Annotated in this window: 3 protein-coding genes; 2 read left to right on the plus strand and 1 reads right to left on the minus strand. The window is 75.6% G+C overall.

All coding sequences use genetic code 11. The features are described 5' to 3' along the window. Both VGD85_RS00900 and VGD85_RS00905 read left to right on the plus strand, forming a co-directional pair. A partial coding sequence (locus VGD85_RS00900) for a hypothetical protein (RefSeq protein ID WP_331061567.1) occupies positions 1 to 1,127 on the plus strand: 1,127 nt, incomplete at its 5' end. Positions 1,128 to 1,134: 7 nt separating this feature from the next. Then, positions 1,135 to 1,356: a DUF2007 domain-containing protein gene (locus VGD85_RS00905; RefSeq protein ID WP_331061568.1), complete on the plus strand. Its 222-nt coding sequence runs from the start codon at positions 1,135 to 1,137 to the stop codon at positions 1,354 to 1,356. Here the strand turns inward: VGD85_RS00905 and VGD85_RS00910 are convergent. Then, positions 1,346 to 2,263: S8 family serine peptidase (locus VGD85_RS00910; RefSeq protein WP_331061569.1), on the minus strand; the 918-nt coding region annotated here is incomplete at its 5' end. The two genes, VGD85_RS00905 and VGD85_RS00910, sit on opposite strands and share 11 nt — an antisense overlap.

Here is a 2,263-nt window from a genome sequence, read left to right on the forward strand (position 1 = left end):
TGGCCGCGCTCGCCGCCGGACTGGTCGGCGTGCTGCCCCGGGCCTCCGAGGTGCCGCCCGCGGACGGCGAGAGCGACGGGGGCGGCGGCTACCCGGCGCGGGTCGAGCGGGCCTGGTTCGTGCGTGACCTGCCCGACCGGCCGGGACCGCTGTCGGCGGTGATCGGCGCCAACCTGCGGTGGTACGCGGTCTCCCCGGAGGGGAACCTCTGGCGGGTTCCGCAGTCCGACCCGATCGACGACTTCCCGCCCGCCCTCTCGGCCGACGGCCGGATGATCGGCTACCTCGCCGGCCACACGACCTACGTGCTGCGCGACCTGACCAGCGGGGAGGAGACGTCGTTCCCCGAGATGACCGACGGCGCCGAGACGCGGGCCGACGAGGGCACCTGGTGGCTGGGGGGCCAGAACCCCGGCTTCTGGTCGCCGGACGGCTCGCGCCTCCTCCTGCGGGCCCACCGCTGGGACGACGACCGTCAGGTGGCCTACGACCTGGTGCTCGGCACGGACGGCTCGACCATGGAGGTGCGGGAGGAGGGCTACCCCGTCGGGTGGCTGGACGACGACACCCTCGCCTGGCTCTCGATCGGCCGTGCGGGCGTCGCGCTGGAGGCCACGGACCTGGAGGGCGCCGTCGAGCGACGGGTGCCGATCGACCTGCCGGGATCGCGCATGAGCCAGTGGTCGGCCGCCTTGTCCCCGGACCGCTCCCGGGTCGCGCTGGCGCTCTCGAACTCGACCGGGTCGCTCGTGACGGTGTCGTTGTCGGACGGCCGCGTCCTGACCCGCGAGCACGTCGGTGCCCCGGACAGCTGCCCGCCGGCCTGGGCGGGGGAGGACCCCGTGTTCGTGCAGGGAACGGGCGCGGTGAGTCTCGACACGGCGCACGGCCGACAGGTGATGCGGGTGGACGCCGGGCTCGAGACCACCTGCGTCCTGGTCGCCGCCGACGCACTCTCCGGCGAGCGCCACCGTGGCGTCGGCGCGACCCTGCTCGGCGTCGGCAACGCGTGGCTGTACTGGCATCGTCAGTGGGCCCTCCTGGGCCTCGCCGGGGCAAGCCTCGCCGGAGCCGGCGCCGCGGTCCTGGCCCGGAGGCGCCGCCGAGCCGGGGCTAGTCGGGCATAGTGGCCCCATGGCTGAGCTGGTCCGCACCAACGACCCTGCGATGATCTCGGTGATCGAGGGGTTGCTCACCTCCGCCGAGATCCCCTACCACGTGGCCGACCGCAACATGAGCGTGCTCGACGGCCTGCTGCAGGTCATCCAGGTGCGGATCCTGGTGCCCGACGAGCAGATCGCCGACGCCCGGGAGCTGCTCGTCGAGGCCGAGCTGGGGGACTGGATCAGCGCGTGACGAGCACGGGGATCCGGGTGACCGTGCCGGTCGCGCCCCGCCAGGTCACCCAGCCGTCGTCCGCGCGGCCCGAGCCGGGGGAGACGGTCACCGTGAACGTCGCGCTCTCGCCCGGGCCGAGCCGCAGCGCGGCCGGGGTGACCCGCACGCGATGGTGGGCGAACCCGGTCGCGGACGAGGAGAAGTAGAGCCGGCGCCCGCTGACGTTGGTGACCGTGCGCTCGACCGAGCCCGCACCCGCGACGCGCACGGACGCGGCGTTCGGCTCGGTGCCGCCGTCCAGCCAGGCGCGGTAGTCGCCGGCCGGTACGTCGTAGACGAGTCCGGGACGTACGGCGGCCGCCGGCCGCACCCGGCCCGAGCCGGCTCGCAGCGCCCCGGCGTCGGAGACCGGCCGAGCACTGGTGACGAGCGCCGACCGCACGGCCGCGGGTGACCAGTCCGGGTGGCGGGAACGCACGAGTGCGGCCGTGCCGCTGGTGATCGCCGCGGCCGCGGAGCTGCCGGAGAGCAGGTCCCACCCGGCGCCGGACCCGTTCGGGGGCACGGCCCCGAGGACCCCCACGCCGGTCGCGACCAGGTCCGGCTTGACGACCGAGCCCCGAGGAGATCCCGGGCTCGACCACGTGGCCACGCGGATCGGGGTGTGCACCACGCCGCGCGGATCCAGGCGGACCTCGGCCCGAGGGTGCGCGGTCAGCCACCGGTCCAGCGCGGCGCCCGCGGCCCGGTCCACGTGCACGGTCGGCACCCGGTGGAAGTCGGCGACCAGGTCCCCGGGTGCGGCGTTCGCGAGGATCATCCCCACGCCACCGGCCAGGTCGACCGCGGCGGACTTGTCCACGCGGCCGACCCGGCCGCGCTCGCACAGCACGATCCGCCCCACGACCCGGCCGGCGTCGAGGCT

The organism is Nocardioides sp., assembly GCF_036401255.1.
Classification (GTDB): Bacteria; Actinomycetota; Actinomycetes; order Propionibacteriales; family Nocardioidaceae; genus Nocardioides.

Excerpts from the sequence above, each read along its gene's own strand:
- VGD85_RS00905 (WP_331061568.1), top strand. The coding sequence starts at position 1,135 with ATGGCTGAGCTGGTCCGCACCAACGACCCTGCGATGATCTCGGTGATC.